We start from the raw sequence: 23,668 nt of genomic DNA, 5'->3' as shown, positions 1-23,668 counted from the left end.
CTACTCACAGCTTTGGCCGCAATCGATCGATCATCTCTCGAATGACTACGATGTGGATCGTTCGCAGTGCGCGAAGCTGACCTGCGCGCTGATTCTGCGGTACTGGCAGAGCTTCATGCGCCCGGTAGAGCTCGGTGGCAGCCCCGTCGATAGTGCGGGTGAAGTCATCGAGCAGTCTCGTACTGGCGCGTCGATTCACGCGGAGCTGATCTGCGAATGTGAAGAAGTTCTCGGCACTCACCTCGGCAAAGGTTGAGGCGTTGCCGATGCGCATGGTGAGTTCGCGATGGGGCCAACGTGGATCGTTGTCGGCGGAGGTGCGATAGCTCTCGGTGGATACGAGATCGTAGAATGGTGCCAGCTCAATCCCGGAGGGTCTCACAAGGAAGGACAGATTCTTCAGGTGCGCATCGGCATTCCCGGTGAGCAGGTTGAAGAGCGCCCACTGCAAGATGTTGATACGGCTACGGGCCGGATTCCCACACTGGTCGACGCAGGCGATGAGCGCATCGACGCCCGCCTGCTGATATTTGAATTGGCGGTCGAGGCCTAGCAGTTGACAGGCATCGATGGCGTGCAGGCGCTGTACCGGCTCGGTGTCGTGGACTCGATCGAATCGTTGGATGAGATACACGGGATCGGGAACGAAGCGGATCGCAACTTCGGGCACGGGCAGCCCCAGATGCGCGGCGAGCCGCATCGTGAAGTATTCATTGGCGACCGAACTCGGCCAGTTGTCTTTGTCCTCATGATCTGGCTTCAAAAGCCAGGTCGAGGGCGTGTTGCCAACCGGGTGGTACAGCTGACCTTCGCGTAGGAAGTACTGTTCTCAGATGCTCCGTTGCAAGCAGAAAGTCCCGATGCCGAGAGGTGTCGCAGCTCTGCGGGCGTTTGCAAACTCTCCGGCAGCGCCACGAGGTCCGCTGAAACAACCTGCACATTCGCTCGCTCCGGCTCCTTTGCCAGCGCCCGCATCTGGCCGACCGGATCGCTCTTGAAATGGGCGAGCTCGGCCGGCACGAAGCTGTAGACGCGTCCCTCGGGAGCGACGATGTCGGAAAACAGGCGGGTCCAGTCGCCACTGCCAGGCCATACATCCATCACAGTCGAGCCCGCATGAACTCGTGCGAATCGGCTCAACTCAACAAGCCTGGTGGAGTCGTACATCGGACCCTCCTGCATCAGATGGCCGAGAAGCCGCCGTCGACCGACAACTCCACTCCATTCACGAAGCTCGAATCGTCTGAAGCAAGAAACAGCGCGGCCGCCGCAATTTCCTCGGGACGACCCATCTTTCCCCGCGGGATCAGCGATTCGAACATCTGCCTTGCCTCCTCGGTGAGAACCTGGTCCTGCATCGGTGTGGCGATCGGCCCTGGGTGCAGCACGTTCACCCGGATGTTCCTGCCCTTGAGCTCGTTGAGCCACCCGCGTGCGAATGCGTGCAACGTCGCCTTGCTCGCCGCATACACGCTGTAACCCGGAAATCCAATCGTCAGGCGATTTCAAGCTGAGCCGCGACGAGTGATCGTCAGTGATCGCCGATCGTGAGCGCGACCAGCGTGCCCGTGCCGGCGTCTCTATGTGTCACAACGAGCGTTCCGCACAGTTGAGTCGCGAAGGTTCGGATCAGCGTCAGTCCCAGGCCTTCATCGCCGTTTTTGGGCGAAGTAAAGCCGTTGCCAGTGTCTTCGATGCGAAGCGACAAGGCGTTCTCGCGCGTGCGGTGTAGCGCCACGGCAATCATGCCCGGGGATTCGTCTGTAAACGCATGTTTGTATGCGTTGGTTACAGCTTCGTTCACGAGCAGTGCCAGCGGGACCGCGATCTGGGCGGACAGCTCCATTCGATCGCATTCGATGTCCAACGTCACGTGCGGGTGCGCGCGACCGAACGATTCCCGAAACGCGCTCCCGAGTGACTGCAAGAGCTGTGGCATGAGTACGCGCTGCGTGCTGTTGGCGCTCGCGTACAGCAACTCGTGAACCTTTGCCAGGACATGCAGGCGGGCTGCGCTATCCAGCAAAGCGTCGCGCACCTGCGTCGATGAGCTTGCTCGTGCCTGCATGGTCAGCAGGTTGGAAGCTATCTGCAGCGTGTTCTTGGCGCGGTGATGCACTTCCGCGATCAGCGCGTCTTTGAACCTCAGTGTTTGCCGATTCTCGACTTCCGCCTGCTCGAATAGCGAGCGCTCTTCATACAGATCGTAGGTGAGCATATTTTGCTGAGCCCGTTGGTGCGACTCGAACACGGCCAGCGCGTTGGCGTGGTCGCTGGCTTGCTCCTGCAGCTTCAGTGCCAGTGCCAGTTGTGCCGCCAGTTGTTCTGCGATACGCACGTTGTCGCGGTCGAAGTGCGCCTGGCTGTCGTGATGTGCCACCCAGAGCGTGCCCAGCGGCTTTCGTGCGCCGTCGTACAGTGGAATGGTCAGGACTTCGGCAATGGGCGGTGGGCTATCGGCCAGCTGGTCGAACATGCGCTGAGGCCGTGAGACAACAATGGCGATTCCAATATCCAAACAGAGGCCGCAAGGACTGCTGTCTCGTGGCAGGGCGGTAGTCTCGTGCGCGGATAACACGCCACTGACGGCTTCCCAGCGTATGGTTGCCTCACCGGTTTGACTCAGATGGACGAGGCTCAACCCGGCGCTGCCTGCGCCGCAAAGATCTTGCGCGCAGTCCAGCAGGTATCGGACGGCTGCGCTTGGGTCTTCGGCAAGGGCTTGCGACAACTCGCAGATCGCCGCGGCCTCGGCGCGCAGATTCGGAGGGGACGTCCGCTGCGGTAACGTATGTGCCGGGATGTAATAGTCGGGGTGTCGACTCCATCGTTTCGTAGTGCTCGTGTCGATCATGGATAGTGCTCCGGCGTGCGAACAGTCCATTGCGAAGGCGGCAGCGTCCTCCTGCCAGCAGGGCGGTCACCGGCCTGATTCCGCAGCGACATGCGCGGCGCCGTCGGTGAAAATCAGTTCGACCCGACGGTTCGACTGGCGGCCTGCGGCGCTGTCATTGCTGGCGATGGGGAAGTTCTCACCTTTGCCTATCGCAGTGATCTGACTGCGATCCACGCCGCGCTGAGTCAGGCCCATCTGCACGGACTGAGCTCGACGTTCCGACAGGCCCATGTTGTTCTGGTCCGAGCCCACGTTGTCGGTGTGGCCTTCGATGAGCACTTTGCGATCGGGTTGCTCTTTCAAGGCCGTGGCAAGCCGATCGAGAGGCGCGTCGGCGCTCGGCTTCAACGTCGCTTGCGCGGTGTCGAACAGCACATCGCCAAGAGTCAGGACCAGGCCTCTGTCGGTCCTCTGCAGTTTCATATCCGCCAGCTCCGCCTCGAGAGACTTGGCATGATCGGCACTGCGCTGCGCGTCGCGTTCGCGCGCCTGAGTCAGAACCGCCTGGCGCTGAGCGGTGCCAGCGGCGACTTGCTCGTTGGCCTGCGCGGTCAGAATCTTCTCGTTGGCGATTTGTGAGCTGAGCACGGCGTTCGTGGCTTCGAACTCCATATCGTTTTTTCTGCTCTTGGATTCGGCGAGACGATTCGCCGCATCCAGTGAAGCCCGGGCGTTGGCGATATCGGCTGCCGCTACTCCCGCGCGCGGCGATCGTTCGATTTCCGGCACCAGCGTCCGCGCTCGTTCCAGCGTTTCGTTGTGCTCGGGGGTGGCGCTGCACGCGCTCAGTATGGCGGCTACCGCGATGCTCAGCACGATGCGCTTGTTGAACTTCATGTCCGTAACCTCATGCATATGATTGGGGATGGATCAGCGTTGCGTCGGCGAGGTGCGCTCGGCTTCGGTGCGCAAGATCTCGACGCTGGCGAGCACTTCGTCAGCGGCCTTGCGCGCGCTGGCGCTCTGCGATTTCGCTATCGCAAGCTCGGCGTACAGGTGCGCCTGCGCGGCCGAGTGCTCCGCCTCCTGCGGCTGGTCTTTGGCGAGCGCAGCCTGGGCTACGCTCAGTTTGTCTCTGGCCTGCTGCAGTTCTATCGCGCCGGCTTCCGACCGGCCCACGGTCTGTTGTGCCTGCTGCACCGATGCGTCGCTTTGGGCAACTCGCTCCTTCGTGAGCGCCGACGTGTTGGTGCACGCCCCGAGCGTCGCGAGCAGGCTCACGCCAAGGGCCAGCGCTGCACTCTTTCGGTGGACATGTGTTGCAACAACCAATCGCGAGTAAACATTTGCTACAGCAGCCGAGGAGAGGCGCATTGAGATTATCTCCGTTGTGGTCGAGGCCTGCCGAGTCGGCAGCTCATCTACTGCCGGTGAGATTGCGCCGCCGCTCTTGGGATCTCGGTGCGTTGGCGCACATAGGTGGATACGCGCGATGGCGCATCGCCGAGCGGGCGTGGAACAATCCATCGAGTGTGCGCTAACGTACATCGCGATGGCTTCGGTGCGCGTAGCCTCGGCGCGAGGCTGAAACATCTTCTTGCCCTGTCGCGAGAGTTCATTGGTTTCTTTGAAACAAAATGCGGGCGAGAACCGTCTGCTGGCGACATTGGCCGGGCCGGACCGGCAGCGCTTGGTCGCGGACTTCGAGCGGGTCGAGCTGCGTTCAGCCGAGGCGATCTGCGGGTCGGGCGAGTTGATGACGCATGTGTATTTCCCGACCGACGGCATCATCTCCTTGGTAACCACGCTGCGTGATGGATCGCGCCTGGAAGTCGGTAGTGTCGGTCACGAGGGCATGCTGGGCTCGTCGCTCATCCTGGGCGTCAATACTTCCGCGCAGCATGCGATAGTCCAGCGGTCCGGGACGGCGTGGCGGCTCGGTGCCGCCGTGTTTCAGCGGCATTTGCGGAGGAACATCGCCTTGCGCCGGTTGCTGAACTGCTACGTGTACGTGTTGATGGGACAATTGGCACAGACGACGGCCTGTTCGCACTATCACCAAGTGCGAGCTCGTCTGGCGCGGCGGTTGCTGCTGAACCGCGATCAGGTGCGCGGCAATCAGTTTCATGTCACGCAGGAGTTCCTGGCACACATGCTCGGCGTGCGGCGGGTGGGGGTTACGAATGCCGCAAACTCGCTGCGAGAGGAAGGTTTGATCGACTACCGACGTGGCGCCATCACTATCCTGGACGGGCCTGCGCTCGAGCTGGCATCGTGCGCATGTTATCGAGGATCAAACGACATGTATGAGCTCGCTTTGGGCCCATTGGCCGTGTCGAGGCCTCGTCGCCTCGACCAGGCCTCGACACGGCGGACGGCGCATAAGCTTACCGGCTGAGGCGTGCGACCGTGCGGACCTGGCGGCCCATGTCCGGATGAGTGCCGAGACCGCCGCCTTCATTTTCTCAAGTTCGGCGGATCGACGTCGGATGCATCCACCGACTTGGACATCGACTCGGGTGATGCGTGCTTGGCGATCGTGCCGCAGGAGTTGGCCGGCGTAGTGCCGTTCGAGCGCTTCGATGAGGTTCTGAGGGAACTCAATGAGCGAAGCGGCCTCGGCATATTTTGCGATGGTATGCTCCTGTGGCTCGCCATCGATGCCTCGGGCATTCATGCCACGATTGCGGGAGTCATTCTCGGGCTACTGACACCCGCCCGCAGATGGGTGAGCGATGAGCGGCTGTACGCGATACTCGATCAGGTGATCGCCCATCCGGATGCTGACCTTTTGTTGGCTGGCGGTTCGCACGGGAATCGCAAGACGTTCATCATTCGCGATGCTGAGCACAGCATGTACCGCAACCGGGCCGTCAATGTGCAATGTTCGCCAGCGCACTGATCGAGAGAGGTCGCCAGCGCACAGTACGCGGCAGGAGGAGCATATGAAATTCAATCGGGACATTGTCCCAATCGCTACAGATGTGCAGCCCGATCTGATGTCGGCCCGTGCGGAGGGCAACGGTGACTCGCAGGCGGGTTGGTCATCGTTGTCGATATCGAAGTGGGATCTGGCCAGGCCCGCTGACCGCCGCTCCGAGAGGATTCGATTGTGGCGACGACGAGCGTTGTTGAAACGCGGCGCACGGCTGCACACGGCGATGACCGCGCGTGCGCAATCGAGCTCGCTGGCCATGCTGGACGAGACGGGAATCGTGGTGTGCTGGTACGGCAGCCCGAATGGACGCGATTACGCCTCCGAGGAAGTCGTGGATCGCCATATGTCCCTGTTCTACGTCTCCGAGGAAGTTGCAAGACGACAACCCTATCGCGATTTGCGTGCGGCGGTGATCGATGGCCGCATCGCGCGGCAAGCCTGGCGACGCCGGCCTGACGGAGCAAGCCCGTACTGGGGAACTTTCGACATCGAGCCGGTGGTGCTTCGAGACGGGCGAGTGCAGGGATTCAGCTATGTGGCGAGCGCGCCAACATAAATTGCACTTGTAAGTTGCAACTTACGCCTCGCCTCGCAATTCGCTGCTGCGCCGACGTGAAGTTGTGTACGATACCGAACATAAACGGGTGGCGCGGAACTCAACTATGCTCGGGCCCTCTCGATGACGGCAGCTCACGATCCTCGTCAGAATTATCTTCTGGCTGCGTTGCCGGCGGAGGATCTGGAGCGCGTGAGCAAAAGGCTGAAACTGGTGGAGTTGCCGCTGGGAGAAGCCTTGTATGAATCCGGCAGCCATCAGCGGGCCGTGTACTTTCCCACCACTGCGATCGTTTCGCTCCTTTATACGTTGGCGGACGGTTCCTCAGTGGAAATTGCCGTGGTCGGCAACGAAGGGATCATCGGCGTGTCGCTCTTCATGGGCGGCGAAACCACTCCGAGCCGGGCGGTGGTGCAGAGTGCCGGCTACGCCTATCGATGGCAAGGCAAGTTTCTCAAGGAAGAATTCACACTCGGTGGACCCATGCAGCATGTGCTGCTGAGGTACACGCAGGCGCTGCTGACACAAATGGCGCAAACCGCGGTGTGCAATCGACATCACTCGGTCGACCAGCAACTGTGCCGCTGGCTGTTGCTGAGCCTGGATCGTCTGGTCGGCAACGAGCTGGTGATGACCCAGGAATTGATCGCCAATATGTTGGGCGTGCGTCGTGAAGGCGTGACGGAGGCAGCAGGTCATCTGCAAAGCGCCGGACTGATCAAATACAGCCGTGGCCGTATCAAGGTGCTCGATCGCGCGGGCCTGGAGGCACGGACCTGCGAATGCTATGCCGTGGTCAAGAAGGAATTCGACCGGCTGCTGCCGGCCATTACTCAGTATTATTGATTCAAGTGGCTGGACGTGCGTCGCCCGGCTGGCCGTCCGCGCGCCGGTCTGCTTGCAGCTTGCGAATGTGCGCATAGCCGACGAGCTCCTTCGTCTGCTCGTCCCAAAAGCGGAATTTCAGCGACTGCAGGCTCGACAGCAGCGACAGCGACGTGACCGCTGCGAATCGCGGGTCGCTCTCATGACACTTCTGCAAGTTGTAATTGGGAATGCGCGGACTGAGATGGTGGATATGATGAAAGCCGATGTTCCCGGAGATCCATTGCAGCACCTTCGGCAGCTTGTAGTAGGAGCTGCCGCGCAGCGCGGCCGCCGTGTAGTCCCACTTATCGTTGCGTTCCCAGTAGACGCCTTGGAACTGATGCTGGACATAGAAGAGCCACAGGCCGGTCGCGCCCGCCACCGTCATGGCGATCGATTGAATGAGCAGGTACCCGGCCAGGCCGAATATCGAGCTGAGTAGTGTTGTGCTGATCAGCAGCGTCACGTTCAGCCACCACACCGAGTGGCGTTGTCGCCGTTGCGCATTCCCGGACGCAAAGCGCTGCTTGATCACGAAGACGAACAGCGGCGCGAATACGAACAGCACCAGTGGATTGCGCGCCAGCCCATACAGAATACGTTGCTGACGCGACGCGCCCAGATACTCCTCGACCGTCATGGTCCAGATGTCGCCGGTCCCGCGCCGGTCGAGATTCCCGGAACTGCCGTGATGTATGGAATGCTCCCAGCGCCAGTGCTGGTACGGACTGAAGGTCAAGGCGCCGGCGATGAAACCGACAATGTCGTTCGCGCGCCGGGAACGAAAGTAGGAACCGTGTGTGCAGTCATGGAAAATGATGAAAATGCGCACCAGCAACACACCGGAGAGGACGGCGAGCGGCACGGTAAGCCACAGCGACACCTCCAGTGCCCAGTACATCGCCAGCCACAAAAGAAAGTACGGCAGGAAGGTGTTCGCGACCTGCCATAGCGCGCGCTTCGTGGAGGCGTTCTGATGTGCCACGAGCACGTCTTTCAAGTCGGCGGTGGATACTGGCGGCTCTCGCAGAGATCCCATACAGATAGGTCAACGTTGGTTGCGTCGCTATCGAGGATGGGCCGATGCCCCCGCTGCCTCGGTGCGGTGGCGCACATATGCCGGATTGTTCAAGCACCCGACGCTGAAATGGCTCTCACTGCGTACGCTGCGCGTTGAAATACGCTGCCAGTACCTCGTACAGCCTCGATAGCGGCATTGGTTTGGTGATCAGCGCGTTGCCGAGATCAACGTCGAAACGTTCAAGGGTGTGGTGCAACTGAGCGGCTTCGTGAGCTCACGCGAGGATATGGACGCAGCAATCAAAGTGGCGCAACGTCAACGGCGTGACCTCCGTCAAGAACGGCATGCAACTCAAGTAATCGGAACATCCATTTTAACTTGCAGTCGGAGCGCCGCCGCTGGCGCTCCGACCTGGTTACGCTGCTGTGTTACAGCGGGCGTCGAGTCGGGCTCGTCGGAATAGCCGAGCGGTCGCCAGTTGCAGGCTCGCGCGCGCCATCCACTTCGTCAGCACGGATATCGCTCGTGTCGCTGGCTCCCCGCGTCACCTCGCCTTTGAACTCCGGCTTGACGACTCTTTCAGAGACGCGCGATTTTTTGCTCGAGTCCTTGGGGACGCTGGCTTCACTTGTGGAGCTTACGTCCGTAGCACCGGCTTCCTCGAGCGCCTGCCTGACGCGCGAACGCTGCTCGCTATTCTCCGTGTGCACCGAAATCAGAATGTTGCCTGCTCGAACCTTCCCTTCGTATTGCTTGGCCTCCAATTCCGGAATGCCCAGTCCGACCAGGGCGCCGATGAGGCCGCCCGTTGCTCCGCCAACGGCTGCGCCGCTGAGGGCTGCCATGATGGGACCGGCCGCTATCAGAGGACCGACGCCGGGAATGGCTAGCGCGCCGATGCCCGCGAGCAGGCCCAAGGCACCGCCGACGCCCATGCCGGCGAGTCCGCCGGTGGTCGCGCCTTCGGGAGCTTTGGTGTTCTTTTCATGGGCAAAGTCTCGCGTGCCTGCTTTGTCCGGGAAAAGAACCGAGACGTCGGAAGTCTGAATACCCAGCGACTGAAGCCGGGTGACAATGGATTCGGCCTGCTGCGGGGTGTTGGCAATGCCATAGACTGCGTTCTTCATACATGATCCTCGATAATTGAGAAAATTCAGGTGGCAGCTTCGGCTCAGCGAGCAACGGAAATTTCGTTGCGCACCTGCTTGCCTGTCGCTACTTTCACCGCCAGCGCCTCGACGCGCTTCTTCTCGTCGGCGCTTTCCACCGGGCCGCGCAGCGTTACGACATCTCCGTCAGTCATGATCTTGACGTTGTGCGCCGAAGTCGACAGCGACTTGTCGTCCAGCACGGCTCTGCGAATGCCGGCAGTAACTTCAATTGCGTCCTTGTCGTTCGATTGATCGCCCGGCGTTTTCGCAGCCGTGTTCCGGTCTGTCGCGTTCGCCTTGGTATTGTCGGCGGCTGCGTGCTTGGTTGCCGACTCGGTCGTCTGCGCATTCACTGCGGTGACTGTAAGGATTCCGGCAAGCACTGCGGTCGACAATGAAAATGGTGTGAGCATGGAGAGATCCTCGCGGATGGCTGAGATCGAGATGACCGCATGGAGAACCTCCCGTGTGCCGGACTAACGACCAGGAAGAAGCGAAGTTCCTGCTCGCAATGTGTTTACTCGAGCCAAAGAACAGAAGGGGGCAACGGGAAGAAACGGAGTTGTTTCCTCTGCTCGAGCAGGGCGATCACGAAAGGCGGCCGAAGCGAGGCGTGATGGCTGTCGTCCCGGCACGAGGCGCGTACGACACGTGGCAGCGGCTGTATTTCACGCCTGCTCGGCGGACGCGGGCAGCGCACACCAGAAGGTTGCGCCAATCTCCGGGTTGTTCTCCGCCCAGAGTCTGCCGTCGTGGGCTTCCATGATGGTGCGAGAAATGGCCAATCCCATTCCCATCCCGGAGGATTTGGTCGTGAAGAAGGGCTCGAAGATCTTCTTCATCGCTTCAGGCGGAACGCCGGGGCCAGCGTCCGACACGCCGATCTCGATCCAACCCTCGGCGTTGGTGCGAGCCTGCAGGATGACACGGCGGCGTGCGTCATCGAGGCCGTCGACTGCGTCCATCGCGTTGATGATCAGGTTGATCAGCACCTGGGACAAATGCACTCTGTCGCCCTGGACGAACATGGAGCGGTAGCCGAGGTTCGTCTGCAGCGATATTCCTCGCCTCACGGTGTCGCCGTGGACCAGCAAGGTGACATCTTTCAGCAAGTCCTCCACGGACATTCGTGCGAGTGCCATCGGCCGACGCTTCAGCATCTTGCCCAATCGGTCGATCACTCCCGCCGCACGCTGCGCGTCGCGTACTATTTCGCCGAGGATCTCCGGCAAGTCCACCAGATCGGGATCCGGTCCACGCAGCAGCATCTGCGCCGCCTGCGCATCGGTCAGGATCGCGGTCAGGGGCTGACGAAGCTCGTGAGCCAGGCCGGAGGCGAGCTCGCCAAGCGCCGTGACTCGACCGGCATGAGCGAGGTTGCGTCGTAACTCCACCAGTTCCTTGCGCACCATCTCGATTCGCGCGCTCTTCTCGGTGACATCCTCCATCGCCAGCAGGATGAGCTCGATGCGATTGGCGTCTGCTGCGATCTTTCGTGCGCTGAGCGAGAGGATGCGACGGCCGTCCCGACCGTGCGGCATGACGACCTCGAAGTCGGTGAAGGTCGGCCCGTCGGTGAGAATGGCGGACAGGCGCTGGTGCAGCGTCTGGTCCTCGAGCGCGACGCCAAGTACATCGAGCGACCGGCCTCTCATATCCTCGACCGTTACGCCGAACTGCGCGGTGAAGGCCCTGTTGGTGCGCAGAACGTTCAGGTCGGGGTCGAGGACGATGAGCGGCTCGCGCACCGTCTCCACAATGGCCTCTGCCAACGCGTGCGCCCGCTCGGACATCTGCTGTGCACTTGCCAGCTGCATGTTGAGAACGGCGAGCTCGCGATTGCGCTCCCGCAGTTCGTCGTTGGTCGTAATGAGCTCTTCGTTCGCGGACTGCAGTTCCTCTTTCGACGTTTCCAGCTCTTCGTTGGTGCTCTGGAATTCCTCGTTCGCCGAAAGTACCTCCTCATGCGCCGACTTCAATTCCTCCTTGGCGGCCTCGTGCTGCTCCATCGTCGCCTGCAGGAACTCACGAAGCTCCACGTTCTCGCGCTCCAGCTCGGCGAGGTGCTTGTCCTTCTCCGATTCCGTGAGCGATGTCGTGCTGGTCAAGCGCTCCCGCCGGCCAACGGTCCGGAAAGATTCGCTTTCCAGCAGGATCAGATAGCAGGCGAGAGTGCCTGCCTGCCGCAGCGGAATCACTTCGACATTCACCGCTCCGATCCCCTCGATGATCAAACCTGCCCGGCGGGCAACCTTCCCGCTCGCGCGCGCCTCCTCGATCGCGGGCGGAACGGTCAGCAGCAGTTCCGGGCGCGCGATCCTGAGCAGGTTCAGGCTGGGAGGCCCGCTTGCAGGCGCCAGGAAAGGCGCGGTCTCGCCGCGGAATTGCAAAATGTTGAGTGCATCGTCGACGACGATGCCGGCGGGCGAGTAGCGAGCGAGCAGCAGTCGGTCGGCATGGCGCACGGCCGACTCCGCCTCGATGAGCGGATCTGCTGGGTGCTGCGACGACGCGGATATCGAACCGTGAATGCCGGTGAGCGCGCGATCGGCAGCCGCGAAGCTCGCTATCGGCCCGGGCTTGTAGAGCCGATGTGGCTTGTCGACCGCCTCGAACAGCTCTGTCCCCTGCCCGATACTCTCCGACGGACCGAGCAGAAGAAAACCGTTGGGTCGCAGAGCATATCGAAGGGTCTGCATGATGCGGGCCTGGGCGGCAGCCCCGAGGTAGATCAGCACATTGCGGCAGCTCACCAGATCGAGCCGTGAGAACGGTGGGTCTCGCGTGATGTCCTGCCGGGCAAACACACATAAATCACGGATGGAGCGCGCGATGACGTAGTGAGAATTCTGCCGAACGAAATAGCGACGGAGCCGGTCTGCGGAAACATCGAGCGCGATGGAGTCGGGATAGGCGCCCGCGCGGCATTTTTCGAGCGCGGCTTCGCTGATATCGGTGCCGAAGAGCTGAATCCCCGCCGGCGGCGACAGATCGCCCAGATACTCCAGCAAGGCGATGGCGATCGAATAAACCTCCTCGCCGGTCGCGCAACCCGGCACCCAGATCCGAATCGGCTCTTTGGGAGAACGCCCGCTGGCGAGGCGCGGGAACACGTGCTCGGTCAGCGCGGTGAAGGTGGCTGGATCGCGAAAGAACGAGGTCACACGGATCAAGAAGTCCTGGTAGAGCGCCGCGGCTTCTCCGGAGTCGTTCTCCAGGAATGCTGTGTATTCCGTGAGCGTTTCGATGCGCTGCACGGCCATGCGCCGTGCAAGTCTGCGACGCAAGGTGCTGGACTTGTACCCGGAGAAATCGACTCCGTGCGTGAGCCGCAGCCGACGAAAGATCCTACGCAGCAGTTCTGCCTCGGTCGCGCCTTCGCGCTCTTCGCTCTCTCCTGTGCCAGCGTCGGGAACGTCAGCAGCTCTGAGATAGGAGTGCGCGGCGAGACGTTGCAACTCAGAGGCAATCTCTCCAGCCGGAAGCACGAAGTCGACACATCCGGTTTCGATGGCGGCCTGGGGCATCCCAGGCACTCGGGCGGTGTTGGGATCCTGCGCGAAGGTGATGCCGCCCGCGTGTTTTATGGCCTGCATGCCCGCCGATCCGTCGGAATCGGCGCCGGAGAGAACGACGCCTACCGCCGCTTCTCCGCAGTCCTCTGCGAGCGATCGAAACAGGGCATCGACCGGCATGTGTATTCCAGCGGCCGCGCGCGGCGAGAGCCTCAGCACGCGCGCATCAACCGTCAAAGTGGCATTGGGAGGAATGACATACACATGATCGGGCGCGACAGGCATCCCGTCCCGGGCTTCGATGACGGGCAGCGTCGTGCGCCCTCGCAGAATCTCTGGCAGCAGGCTGTCACGCGCGCGGTCCAGGTGCTGGACGACGATGATTGCCAGGCGCGGATGTGAAGCCAGGCCTCCCAGAAGCTCGGAAACTGCCTCCAATCCGCCGGCCGAGGCGCCAACGCCGACGATAGGTGACTTCATCGCGCCCTCGGTAGGTGGTTGAGACTGACCCAAGAGCCTTGACCACCGGTCCTTCTTGGATGAGGTCGTCTGCCTCGAATCGTCGGATTGTTTTCACCGGCAGGGAACAGGGGCTTAGTGTAATGCCCGCTCCTGTCCGAAGGCCAATGCCTTCCGCAGCCGGCCGCGGCGTTCCGACAGGGGGCCGGCCTTACAAATCCTTGAAGCGGGGAGCATCAGACCGCCCGGATTCGTGTATATTGCGCCCCCGCTTTCGACCGTGTGCTTTAACTGGTTCACCGCTATCGCTGCTGCCAGTTTTGGTGCCAGCCATGGGGAGTCGATGGGACTGGAGGGGGTTGAAAGGCGAGTGGAATCAATAAGTTACTGATTCCGTTAGTCCTCCTGTCGGGGTGCTCCCGCCATGCGGAGGTTCGAACCTTCCGCCCCAGCCAGTCGCAGTTGCAGTCGGAGTGTTGAATGGATCGTGCCACGATGGCGGTGTTTACGGGCAACGCCAATCAGCCGCTCGCCCAAGAGATCGCGCGTCACCTGATGGTGCCGCTCGGCCGGGCCAGCGTCAGTCGCTTCAGTGACAGCGAGTGCACGGTCGAGCTGCTGGAAAACGTCCGCGGTCGCGACGTTTTCATCGTGCAGCCGACCTGTTCTCCGGCCAACGATCACCTGATGGAATTGCTGGTGATGACCGATGCGTGCCGCCGCGCTTCGGCCGCACGCATCACCGCTGTGATTCCTTACTTCGGCTATGCACGGCAAGACCGCCGTCCTCGGGCGATGCGAGTGCCGATTACGGCCAAGCTGGTCGCGAACATGATCGCCAGCGCCGGTGTGAACCGGGTGCTGACGGTCGATCTGCATGCCGACCAGATCCAGGGATTTTTCGATATCCCGGTGGATAACGTGTATGCCTCGCCGGTGTTGCTCGGCGATGCGTGGAAGCAGAAGTACGACAACCTGATGGTGGTGTCGCCGGACGTCGGTGGCGTGGTGCGCGCCCGAGCGCTGGCAAAGCGCCTGGACGACGCCGAGCTGGCCATCATCGACAAGCGCCGTCCGCGCCCGAACGAATCCGAAGTGATGAACATCATCGGTGAGGTCGAAGGCAAGACCTGCGTGCTGATCGACGACCTGGTCGATACCGCCGGCACGCTGTGTCACGCGGCCGAGGCGTTGAAGGCGAACGGTGCGAAGAAGGTCGTGGCGTACATCACCCACGCGGTGCTGTCCGGTCCGGCGATCGACCGCATCTCGCAGTCGCAGCTGGATGAGCTGGTGGTGACGGACACGATTCCGTTGCGCCCGGATGCCCGCAACTGCCAGAAGATCCGGCAGTTGAGCGTGGCGGGCCTGCTGGCGGAGACGATGCGCCGCATCCGTGACGAAGAGAGCGTCAGCTCGCTGTACATCGACTGAGTGCTCGCGGCTGCCTGACGGCGCCGCTCTCAGTAAGAAATATTTGGTTTGTTGCGCGGCTTCGCCGCGCAGGTTTTGGAAGAGGCGCGCCTCGTGGCGCCAGTAATTGTTTTCTTGTTTCTTCGCGAGGCGTAGCCGAGCAAAGAAACATCTACGGTGACGGCGTAATTGGTCGCGATACGCCGTCGCTTCGTTTCTCACTTGGAGTAACCATGAAATATTCATTTGACCTCGTCGCCGATTCCCGGCCGAGCGAGCAGGGGAAGGGTGCGAGCCGCCGCCTGCGTCGTACGGGGAAAGTTCCGGCGATTCTGTACGGTGGCCATCAGGAGCCCAAGCAGATCGTTCTGGATCACCAGAACCTGCTCACCCTGCTGGTGAACGAAAAGTTCTTCTCCACCATTCTGCAGTTGAAGATCGACGGTCAGCCGCAGGCCGCCATCCTCAAGGACGTGCAGCGTCATCCGGCCAAGAACCAGATCCTGCACATGGATCTGCAGCGCGTGCTGGAGAACGAAAAGATCCGCATGACCATTCCGCTGCACTTCAAGGGCGCGGCCGCATCGCCGGGCGTGAAGACCCAGGGCGGCGTGGTGTCGCACCTGTTGAACGAAGTCGAAGTGCTGTGCTTGCCGAAGGATCTGCCGGAATATCTGGAGATCGATCTGTCGGAAATGCAGATCAACGACATGCGTCGTCTGTCCGACCTGCCGCTGCCGGCCGGTGTCGAGCTGGTGTTGCTCGCGCACGGTCGCGACGAGGCGGTGGTCTCCATCCATCATCCGCGTGCCGAAGAGGCCGAAGCTCCGGCGGCTGCCGCTGCTGCGGCTCCCGCGGCTGGTGCCGCTCCGGCGGCTGGCGCTGCTGCCGCTCCTGCGGCGGGTGGCGACAAGAAGGCGGCGGCTGCTCCGGCGGCCAAGGCCCCGGCGAAGAAGTAACGCGTTCGCGCCCAGCCGTGGCAACACGGCTGGTGGCGTGAAAACGATGGCGGGGCGCATAGGCAGCCCGCCATCGTTGCGTTACTTTCGGACCCATGGCTATGGCGGGTACCCACCTCAAAATCATCGTCGGCCTCGGCAATCCCGGGCCGGAGCATCTGCTCACACGGCACAACGCGGGCTTCTGGTTCGTGGATGCGCTGGCGGCCAGGCTCGGTGGTACGTTTCGCAGTCATGCGAAATTTCACGGTGATATCTGCCGCGTGCAGTACTGCGGTCAGGACGTCACTCTGCTCAAGCCCAGCACCTATATGAATCGCAGCGGTCTCGCGGTACGCGCGCTCGCCGATTACATCAAGGTCGAGCCCGGCGAGATCCTGGTCGTGCACGACGAGTTGGACCTGCCGGTCGGCGACGTGCGTTTCAAGCTCGGCGGTGGCGCCGGCGGCCACAACGGCCTGCGCGACACCACCACTCACATGGGGCCCGATTACTGGCGACTGCGCATCGGCGTCGGACATCCCGGTGACAAATCGCAAGTGATCGATTACGTGCTGCGCCGGGCGCCGAAGGCCGAGGAAGAAAAAATCCTCGCCTCCATCGATACGGCTTTGCAGGCGTTGCCCACCTTTCTCGAGCAAGGCGCGGAGCGCGCCATGAACGGGCTGCATTCCAAGAAGTGAGTGACGGTTGAACGCACTCGCTATTCATCAGTCATCAGTCAGTAGTCACTTCCATGGGAATTAAATGCGGCATCGTTGGTCTGCCCAACGTCGGTAAGTCGACTCTGTTCAACGCGCTGACGCGCGCGCAGATCGCGGCGGAGAACTATCCGTTCTGCACCATCGATCCGAACGTCGGCATCGTGCCCGTGCCCGATCCGCGGCTCGATGTGCTCGCCGGCATCGCCAAGTCCGAAAAGCGCTTGCCCGCCACGGTCGAGTTCGTCGACATCGCGGGCCTGGTCGCCGGCGCGTCGAAGGGCGAAGGACTCGGCAACAAATTCCTGTCTCACATTCGCGAAACCGATGCGATCGCGCACGTCGTGCGTTGTTTCGAGAATGACGACATCGTGCACGTCGCGGGCAAGATCAAGCCGCTCGATGACGTCGAAGTCATCAACACCGAGCTCGCGCTCGCCGACCTCGACACCGTCGAGCGCGGCTTGCAGCGCGCCGAGAAGGCCGCGAAGGCGGGCGACAAGGACGCGATCAAACAGCGCGACCTGATGAAAAAGCTCAAGGACCATCTGGATTCCGGCCAGCCGGCGCGTTCGCTGATCAAGGATCCGGAAGAGAAGAAGCTGCTGCACGAGCTGCATCTCATCACCATCAAGCCGCTGATGTATGTGGCCAACGTGGCCGAGAACGGCTTCACCAACAATCCGCATCTCGACTCGATGCGTGAGCTCGCGGCGCGCGAGAACTCAGAAGTCGTTGCTGTGTGCGCGGCGATCGAAGCCGAAATCGCGCAGCTCGAAGAAGCCGATCGCGCCGACTTCCTGAAGGACATCGGTTTGGAAGAGCCCGGTTTGAATCGCGTGATTCGCGCGGGTTACAAATTGCTCGGCCTGCAGACGTATTTCACCGCCGGTCCGAAGGAAGCGCGCGCGTGGACCGTTCGCGTCGGCGCCACGGCGCCGCAGGCGGCTGGCGTCATTCACACGGACTTCGAGAAAGGCTTCATCCGTGCGGAAGTCATCGCGTTCAACGACTACGTGAACTTCAAGGGCGAGCAGGGCGCGAAGGAAGCCGGCAAGCTGCGTCTGGAAGGCAAGGAATACATCGTCGACGAAGGCGATGTCATGCACTTCCGCTTCAACGTCTGAGGAAAGCTATCGACGTCTGTGGCTGGCAGCAGACGTCAACAGCAGCGAAGCTTGGCCGAAATCGTCGCTCTCACTCGGTCCGGAACTTGAACGACTTTGCGGCCTCGGCCACGCAGCGCTCATCCAGGTCCCCGGTCGGGTTGGCGGCGAATTGATCGATCAGCGAGCGGCCGCAAGGCATCCGAGTCAGCGCGTGGCCGGCGCCAGGAATGACGATGAGGCGCGCATTCTTGAGATCGGCCAGCAACAGTCGGCCCAGCTCGGGCGGCGTCACCGGATCGTACTGTCCCGCCAGGATCAGTACGGGGACATCGCTGTGCACCGGTAGGTGCAACGAGCGATCGGCCGAGCGCACCTTCCAGACTTTGCAGTCGTCGATGTTATAGCCGCTGCCATACGAGTCCGCGACCTCGCGTGGCCAGTCGCCGCGTACCGGATTGCCCTTCGCCCACGCTTGATCGTCCTGGCATTGAATCGACAGTTGCATGCCGAAGGCAAACTGCTCGGGGCGCATCGGCCGAACCTGGTCGGTCACGCCACGCGGACCGTCGAGCATCGCGAAGTAACCAGCGACATCTCCATTGGCCAGCCGGTTGAGTGCCGCCGGAAGTAACGGTAGTGCGGCCGGGTCGTACATGGCGCTGCGCAGATCGCCGAGCACGAGACGAGCCCCGACCTTGGCGCTTTGCGCCGGGCCGCCGCGATGGCTACGCACCTGCGCTTGCACCGGCTCGAGCGCTATCGTTTGCAAAGCCTTGACGACGCGTGATCGAAGGTTCGGAAAGGCACCGGCGCACCCGGCATTCGCGGCGCAGTCCGCCAACATGACATCGAGCTGAGCGAAGAACTGCGGCCGCTGCATGTCGAAGCCGTTGACCTGTGGCGGATACGGCGAGTCCAGAACCACGGAGCGCAGCGCTTTCGGCTGCATGCGCATCACGGTGAGGGCAAGCCGGCTACCGTAAGATACACCTAGAATATTCCACTTCTCGTAGCCCAGCGCCTGCATGACATCGACCACGTCGGCGGCGTTCTCCCTGGTCGAGTAGGCGGATAGATCCGCCGACTGACTCAGCCGCTGAGCGCAACCGGCGAGCCGACGGTCACGCTCCGCCCGAGACAGAAATCCCTCGATGCGTTCCTCGGGGCGGCCCTCTTCACACAACAGCACGGGGCGTGACATGCCGACGCCGCGCTGATCGAGCAAAATCAGATCGCGATCGCGCTCACCGACTGCTACGGCAGCGGCCTTATCGGTGAGGATCTCGCCGGGACCACCGCCAAGAACCACGATGCCGTCCGGCTGTTTCGGTTGGCGATTGGCGAGCACGACTTGAACTGCCAGTGCGATGGTGCGTCCCGAGGGTTTGTCACGACTCTCTGGAACGATGACTTCCCCACAGCGCATCGGTACGCCTGCCGCCGGCAATTTGCAGTCCTGCTCGATGAAACGCGGCGGGGTTGCGGATGCCAGGCTCGAGGCAGCGGCAAGCAAGGCGATCGTGCCGAGCAGGGCGTGCCGGATGGTGAGCTGCTTCACTGGTTTCTCCAAGAATAAGTCGAGCTAAAAATGACGAGTCGCTTCGATGAGGAAATCGCGCTCCAGCGACGCACAGCGGCGCAATGTTTCGAGGCGCGTGAATCCGTGTCCTTCATCGTCGAATATGTGCAGCTGAACGCTGCGGTTGTGCGCGCGCATGCGCTTCGCAATCGCGACCGACTGTTCCGGCGGCGTTACGCGATCGGCTGCTCCTTGCAGCAGGAGCAGGGGCGCCGAGATATGTTCCGCTCGATGGATGGGAGAGCGATCGATAAAGCGCGGGTCGGCGAGATCCGCGGCGCCTGCCAAGTGCTTGAGCAGGCCCGACTCGTAGGCGTGCGTGGTTGTGCCCAGCGCCTGCAGGTCGCTGATGCCGCAATAGGCGATGCCACCGGCGAAACCATCGTGTCGGCACAGTGTGTTGAGAACTGTGTAGCCGCCAGCACTGGCACCACGTAACAAGGTTCGAGCGCGGCTCGCAACGCCAAGCTTTTCCAGATGCCGGCTCAGCGCCAGCACATCTTCGACATCCGCGACACCCCACTGTCCATCCAATCGACTGCGGTAGCGCCGGCCGAAACCCGCCGAGCCGCGATAGTTCAGCTCGACGACGTCGAAGCCGTCATCACGCAGCAGGCGCAGCGCGCCCTTCAAACGTCGCGGCGCAAGGCTGTTCGGCCCCCCGTGCAGGTTGATCAGCAGAATTCCACGCCGCCTTTCGGGAACTGCGCGAAACACAAATGAATCGATGCGCGCGCCATCAGCGGCGTCGAGCGTGACAGTGATGGGCGCAGGTGCTGCTGGCGAGTCGACTGCGGGTGCGTTCCATACGGCGCGATCCGATTGCGAGGAATCTATCGAACGGATAGCGACAGCGCCTTCCGTGGGTAAGGTCGTGTACCACAGGCAACCGTTTCGCGAGAGGACTTGATCGGCAGGCGGCGAAGGCGTTTGTAACGTGCTCGTCGCTCCACTCGCCAGGTCCAACGAACACAGCTCGGAGACTCCACGTCGCCACACGACTGCCACCGCTCGATCCTCCCCGAGGAACGCAACGCTGCGGCTCGTCTGGCGAGAAAGAGACAAGCCGATATCCGCATCGAGCTGCGTTACGGGTCGGGCGTCGCGGCCATCGAAGCGCCACAGCTCGAAGTAACCGGTCGCGTCACATAGAAAATAGAGCTGCCCGTGTGCGGTGAACATGGGCTGTGCGACTGCCGCCCCGGCGGGCGTCGGCACGCGCGCGAACGAGCCTGCCTGCATCGACCCCGCCCACAGTGAAGACTGTTGCCACGGCATCCATGGTAGCTGCCAGCCGATACAAGCGACCCGATCGTCGGGTCCGCACACGGGCCTTGCCAGCATTCCATCGGATTCGAACACCGTCCGACTATCGCCCACTGAACCAATGTCGATCAGACGGTCGGCCTTGCCGGGCTCTGCGTGCACGGCAAGCACGTGTCGTGAGGTTGCGTGCCACACCGGATCGCCGATCGCGCCATCGACGTCGACCTCTATCGTTCGGGTCTCGCCGTCAGCGAGCAGCAGTTGCAAGTTCGTCGATTCGCGTTCGCATGCCACTACGCCACCGGGCATCGCTGCCAACGAATGCAGTCCGTAGCCGTGCACAGAGTTGCCGATCGCGACTCCGGCCGTGCTCATGGATACAGCCGTCTGAGTCTCCAGGCGGAGCAGCGCTGGACCTCGATCCGGGGTCGGCGACGCGATCAACGCGTACGCGGCAGCCGCGTCGCCGGCCAGCTCGCTCACTTCGATTGCATCGGCAGCGATCACAGCGTCCACCTCGATCGCATTCCATGGCCCGCAGGGGCGTGCTTGCACTTCGATTCCGCCAGAGTTGTATTCGAGTTAAAACTCGATATCATTTCTAGTATTGTTCAACGAGGCTGTCAAGCACAGGCCTGACGGGCGCCCCAGTTCACCGGACGGATCGCTGCATGATGTCGACAGAGAATCGGGCTCGGCCACCGGCCGAGTCGCCCAGTGAATGGCGGCGTGGATGGCTGCTTCTAACGTTGCTGGTGGCGGCCTCCACCGCCGGCGGTGCGGAGCGCAACGCCGTGGCGGAGTTCCAGGAATCCTTGGGCAGCGTCGTCCCCGCGCTCGCCGCCAAATACCGCACGCCCGGCGTCGCCATCGCGCTGCTACGGGCGGGGGAGCCGACCCGATTTCACGTCTATGGTGTCGCTGACAGTACGACGAATCGCACGGTAACGCCGGATACCGCGTTTCAGGTCGGATCGATTTCCAAATTGGTTTTCAGCGCGCTCGTGGCGCGTCTCGCGCAGCAGGGACGAATCGATTACGACGCTCCCATCGCTCGATATTCGCGGAGCGTGACTTTACCGGCGGATCCGGATTTCGAGCGGGTCACGATGCGTCGCTTGCTGTCGCACAGTGCCGGGCTCGCGGCCGTCTCGTATCTGGGGCGCTTGGAGCGCGATACGAGTGCGACGCTCGGCGATTCGTTGCTCGGCCGGCCGAGCTCCAGTACGGCGGTGCGAATCGTTCGGCGACCGGGTTCGGTCTGGATGTACTCGGGTGCGAACTACGCGTTGGTTCAACAAGCGGTGCAAGATGTCACCGGACGAAGGCTGCCTGAGCTGGCGCGACGGGAGTTGTTCATACCACTGGGAATGAAGCATGCGAGCTTCGCGGCCGAATTCGCCGATGGCGAGGACGTCGCTGCTGTTCACAATCCCGACGGCACTCGCGCGCCGAGGCGCTACTTCACCGAGGAGAGTGCCGCGTCACTCGCCATCAGCGCACGCGATCTTGCGACCTTCATGGAGTCGGTCTTCTTACGCGAAGACTCCAAATCAAGTATTTCCGCCGCGACGCGCACGCTGCTGACCACTCCAATCTCGCCTGCCGCGGGAGAGCCGTCGTCCAGTCCATTCACAATCGCGCTGGCACCCGAAGCCGTGCGTGAGCCGCTGATCGCGCGCTACGGTGTGGGGCCGCTCATTTACAGCTTGCCGGACGGGCGCCGACTCATCGGTCATGGCGGTAGCATCTGGGGCACCAAAGCCTGGGCGATGGTGGTGCCCGAGTCGGGCGAGGGCATCGTGGTGCTGGCGAATGGCGAAGCGGGTAACGGCGTGCTCGTCAATGTGCTGTGCCGCTGGCGGCGTGCGCTCGATGGCGCGGGCGTGGCTCAGCAGAACGCGTGTCATGAGCATGGCCACTCGTATCTGCATATGCTGTACGCGACTGAAGGTATCGAGTCCGCTATCGAAGGCATCCGCGCGCAATTCTTCGACCCGAACAGCCGCATGTTCATCAGAGAACGAACTGCGACGGACGTGGCCGGTGCTATCGTGGCGTTCTCCACGGCTGAGAATCGGACGCAGGCACTCGCCGATGCGTTACGCCTGACTGCGCTCAACGTCGAGTTGTTCCCTGAGTCGCCCTACGCGCATGCGTCGCTGGCGTCGGCCTACGTGGCGCGCGGCGATCTCGCTGCCGCTCGAGCCCAAATCGATTGTGTTCTTTATCTCAATCCCGCCGGGGCTTCGTGGATCGGATCGCTGACGGATTCGATCCGGCCCGGTACGCCGTCACCTTCGCCCGCCGAAGCATCGGTCGCAAAGCATGTATGTAGTCAGTGAAGCCGTCGCCCAGGCGCTGGTGACGATGGCCGATGCCATCGAGGTCATCGACGAGGTATTCCGTGCGCTGCACGCGGGCACGGCCGAAGTCTTTCCCGTCGTAGCGGGGCACGGTTCCGATCCAGGCAACGGTTTCGCCATCAAGAGCGGGCTGATCCGATCGAAGCGCTTGCCGGGCATGAAAGTGGGTACGTACTGGCCATCGAATCGTACGCGAGGGCTGGCCAGTCATGGCTCGACGACCGTGCTGCTGGATGACGCCACAGGAACCGTGCGTGCGATCGTTGCAGCCACGCATCTCACTGCGTTACGTACCGCCGCCGCCGACGGTGTCGCCGTCCGGAAGCTTGCCCGGAAGGATGCGAGATCGGTTGCGATCATCGGTGCTGGTCATCAAGCGTGGTACGACTTGCTGGCGGTATGCGCCGTTCGTCGGATCGAAAGTGTGTATGTGTGGAGCCGCATGTCTGAGACCGCGAGCCAATTCGCCGAGCGCGTTCAGCAGCAGTTGAAGCTGGCGTGCGAGGCGTTACCGATCGATCGGGCCGTCAGGCAAGCGGACATCGTCGTGACGGCGACAGCATCGCGACAAGCTCTGGTCATGAATGAGTGGGTGCGCCCTGGAACTCACGTTTCGGCCATGGGTGCCGATGCGCCGGGCAAGCAGGAACTCGATGTCGAGCTGATCGCGCGCGCTACCTGTTTCGCCGACGTGCCGGCTCAGTCGACGTCGATCGGGGAGCTTCAGTCCGCGGTGCGCGCTGGCGTGCTTCGGCCCGAACTCATTCGTCCGTTGGGTGCAGTACTTTGCGAAGCGCTGGCGGGCCGCGGCAGCGAGGATGAAATCACAGTGTTCGACAGCTCCGGCATGGCGCTGCAGGATCTCGCGATCGCTGAATTCGCTCTGGCCACGGCGCTGCGTTCGGGCGCGGCGGTCGAGGTCGACTTCTAAG

General features: G+C 62.2%; 18 protein-coding genes and 5 pseudogenes. 11 read left to right on the top strand and 12 right to left on the bottom strand.

What is annotated here, in order from left to right:
• Window positions 1–4 precede the first annotated feature (4 nt).
• The 6 genes and pseudogenes from EKO19_RS07320 to EKO19_RS38190 form a co-directional block, all read right to left on the bottom strand.
• Complete coding sequence (locus tag EKO19_RS07320; RefSeq protein WP_157995156.1) at window positions 5–763, bottom strand: HipA domain-containing protein; 759 nt, start codon at window positions 761–763, stop codon at window positions 5–7.
• A 125-nt stretch (window positions 764–888) separates the two neighbouring features.
• Window positions 889–1,167: pseudogene (locus EKO19_RS07315) on the bottom strand (class I SAM-dependent methyltransferase); the annotation flags it as partial.
• A 14-nt stretch (window positions 1,168–1,181) separates the two neighbouring features.
• Window positions 1,182–1,490 (bottom strand): annotated as a pseudogene (locus EKO19_RS07310) (SDR family NAD(P)-dependent oxidoreductase); the annotation flags it as partial.
• 41 nt (window positions 1,491–1,531) lie between these two features.
• Entirely contained in the window at window positions 1,532–2,854 is a 1,323-nt protein-coding gene (locus EKO19_RS07305) for a sensor histidine kinase (RefSeq protein ID WP_175596977.1), read from the bottom strand.
• Between the two features lie 66 nt (window positions 2,855–2,920).
• On the bottom strand, window positions 2,921–3,733 hold the full coding sequence (locus EKO19_RS07300; protein ID WP_157995155.1) for an OmpA family protein: 813 nt from the start codon (window positions 3,731–3,733) through the stop codon (window positions 2,921–2,923).
• 33 nt (window positions 3,734–3,766) lie between these two features.
• On the bottom strand, window positions 3,767–4,117 hold the full coding sequence (locus tag EKO19_RS38190; RefSeq protein WP_157995154.1) for a DUF4398 domain-containing protein: 351 nt from the start codon (window positions 4,115–4,117) through the stop codon (window positions 3,767–3,769).
• Window positions 4,118–4,454: 337 nt separating this feature from the next.
• On the opposite strand from EKO19_RS38190, the gene EKO19_RS07290 reads away from it, so the two are divergent.
• From EKO19_RS07290 to EKO19_RS07275, 4 genes and pseudogenes are all read left to right on the top strand, one after another.
• Entirely contained in the window at window positions 4,455–5,234 is a 780-nt protein-coding gene (locus EKO19_RS07290; RefSeq protein WP_129775672.1) for a Crp/Fnr family transcriptional regulator, read from the top strand.
• Window positions 5,235–5,426: 192 nt separating this feature from the next.
• A pseudogene (locus EKO19_RS39770) lies at window positions 5,427–5,624 on the top strand (Na+/H+ antiporter NhaA); the annotation flags it as partial.
• Between the two features lie 157 nt (window positions 5,625–5,781).
• A complete protein-coding gene (locus EKO19_RS07280) occupies window positions 5,782–6,330 on the top strand; it encodes a hypothetical protein (RefSeq protein WP_129775671.1) in 549 nt (182 codons plus the stop codon).
• A gap of 123 nt (window positions 6,331–6,453) precedes the next feature.
• Window positions 6,454–7,176 carry a Crp/Fnr family transcriptional regulator gene (locus EKO19_RS07275; protein WP_129775670.1) on the top strand — a complete coding sequence of 241 codons (723 nt, stop codon included), beginning with the start codon at window positions 6,454–6,456 and terminating at the stop codon, window positions 7,174–7,176.
• A gap of 1 nt (window position 7,177) precedes the next feature.
• Here the strand turns inward: EKO19_RS07275 and EKO19_RS07270 are convergent, their stop codons facing one another.
• Window positions 7,178–8,236, bottom strand: coding sequence for a fatty acid desaturase (locus EKO19_RS07270; RefSeq protein WP_129775669.1), 1,059 nt, complete (start codon window positions 8,234–8,236; stop codon window positions 7,178–7,180).
• 196 nt (window positions 8,237–8,432) lie between these two features.
• Between EKO19_RS07270 and EKO19_RS39765 the strand changes: the two are divergent.
• A pseudogene (locus tag EKO19_RS39765) lies at window positions 8,433–8,577 on the top strand (BON domain-containing protein); the annotation flags it as partial.
• Between the two features lie 255 nt (window positions 8,578–8,832).
• Here EKO19_RS39765 and EKO19_RS07260 read toward each other — a convergent pair.
• The 3 genes and pseudogenes from EKO19_RS07260 to EKO19_RS07250 all read right to left on the bottom strand — a co-directional run.
• Window positions 8,833–9,345: pseudogene (locus tag EKO19_RS07260) on the bottom strand (DUF3341 domain-containing protein); the annotation flags it as partial.
• Window positions 9,346–9,389: 44 nt separating this feature from the next.
• Window positions 9,390–9,782, bottom strand: a complete 393-nt coding sequence (locus EKO19_RS07255; protein ID WP_129775668.1) for a BON domain-containing protein — start codon at window positions 9,780–9,782, stop codon at window positions 9,390–9,392.
• Window positions 9,783–10,037: 255 nt separating this feature from the next.
• Entirely contained in the window at window positions 10,038–13,364 is a 3,327-nt protein-coding gene (locus tag EKO19_RS07250; RefSeq protein ID WP_129775667.1) for a chemotaxis protein CheB, read from the bottom strand.
• Between the two features lie 474 nt (window positions 13,365–13,838).
• Between EKO19_RS07250 and EKO19_RS07245 the strand changes: the two genes are divergently transcribed.
• From EKO19_RS07245 to ychF, 4 genes are all read left to right on the top strand, one after another.
• Window positions 13,839–14,777, top strand: coding sequence for a ribose-phosphate diphosphokinase (locus tag EKO19_RS07245; RefSeq protein ID WP_129776035.1), 939 nt, complete (start codon window positions 13,839–13,841; stop codon window positions 14,775–14,777).
• 212 nt (window positions 14,778–14,989) lie between these two features.
• Window positions 14,990–15,715 carry a 50S ribosomal protein L25/general stress protein Ctc gene (locus EKO19_RS07240; protein WP_129775666.1) on the top strand — a complete coding sequence of 242 codons (726 nt, stop codon included), beginning with the start codon at window positions 14,990–14,992 and terminating at the stop codon, window positions 15,713–15,715.
• 101 nt (window positions 15,716–15,816) lie between these two features.
• On the top strand, window positions 15,817–16,398 hold the full coding sequence (gene pth / locus EKO19_RS07235) for an aminoacyl-tRNA hydrolase (protein ID WP_129775665.1): 582 nt from the start codon (window positions 15,817–15,819) through the stop codon (window positions 16,396–16,398).
• 53 nt (window positions 16,399–16,451) lie between these two features.
• Window positions 16,452–17,543 carry a redox-regulated ATPase YchF gene (gene ychF / locus EKO19_RS07230; RefSeq protein WP_129775664.1) on the top strand — a complete coding sequence of 364 codons (1,092 nt, stop codon included), beginning with the start codon at window positions 16,452–16,454 and terminating at the stop codon, window positions 17,541–17,543.
• Between the two features lie 70 nt (window positions 17,544–17,613).
• On the opposite strand, the gene EKO19_RS07225 is transcribed toward ychF, so the two are convergent.
• Complete coding sequence (locus EKO19_RS07225) at window positions 17,614–19,083, bottom strand: alpha/beta hydrolase (protein WP_129775663.1); 1,470 nt, start codon at window positions 19,081–19,083, stop codon at window positions 17,614–17,616.
• Window positions 19,084–19,107: 24 nt separating this feature from the next.
• Window positions 19,108–20,925: an alpha/beta hydrolase family protein gene (locus EKO19_RS07220; RefSeq protein ID WP_129775662.1), complete on the bottom strand. Its 1,818-nt coding sequence runs from the start codon at window positions 20,923–20,925 to the stop codon at window positions 19,108–19,110.
• 116 nt (window positions 20,926–21,041) lie between these two features.
• On the opposite strand from EKO19_RS07220, the gene EKO19_RS07215 reads away from it, so the two are divergent.
• Window positions 21,042–22,715 (top strand): serine hydrolase domain-containing protein, encoded by a 1,674-nt coding sequence (locus tag EKO19_RS07215; protein WP_129775661.1) that lies wholly within the window; start codon window positions 21,042–21,044, stop codon window positions 22,713–22,715.
• A complete protein-coding gene (locus EKO19_RS07210; protein WP_129775660.1) occupies window positions 22,699–23,667 on the top strand; it encodes an ornithine cyclodeaminase family protein in 969 nt (322 codons plus the stop codon). Before EKO19_RS07215 ends, EKO19_RS07210 begins: the two co-directional genes overlap by 17 nt.
• Window position 23,668 lies beyond the last annotated feature (1 nt).

Origin of the sequence: Peristeroidobacter soli (assembly GCF_004138485.1) — a bacterium.
GTDB classification, from domain to species: Bacteria; Pseudomonadota; Gammaproteobacteria; order Steroidobacterales; family Steroidobacteraceae; genus Steroidobacter; species Steroidobacter soli.
This window is presented reverse-complemented; position numbering and strand designations above follow the sequence as displayed.